Below are 245 nucleotides of genomic sequence, written 5' to 3'. Positions count from 1 at the left end.
CGGTGCGACCCCGTACCACCTGCTCACGTTCGGCCAGCGGCACCCCGGCGCCCAGGTCGTGCGGCTCGTGCGCGACTACCGCTCGACACCGCAGGTGGTCGACCTGGCGAACCGCACGCTGCGGGCGGCCGGGCGGGACCAGGTCGGTGGCCTCGAGCTCGTCGCCCAGCGTCCGCCCGGTCCCCCGGTGGGCCTCACGGCGTACGACGACGACGAGGCGGAGGCTGCCGGGGTCGCGGCCCGCG

Annotated in this window: 1 pseudogene; it reads left to right on the top strand. The window is 77.6% G+C overall.

Annotated features, from left to right (window positions below):
* Positions 1–245, top strand: a pseudogene (locus tag G9H72_RS20850) (ATP-dependent helicase); the annotation flags it as partial.

Origin of the sequence: Motilibacter aurantiacus, from assembly GCF_011250645.1 — a bacterium.
Classification (GTDB): domain Bacteria; phylum Actinomycetota; class Actinomycetes; order Motilibacterales; family Motilibacteraceae; genus Motilibacter_A; species Motilibacter_A aurantiacus.
Note: the sequence above shows the minus strand (reverse complement) of the source record. Positions and strands in the feature narration are given on the sequence as shown.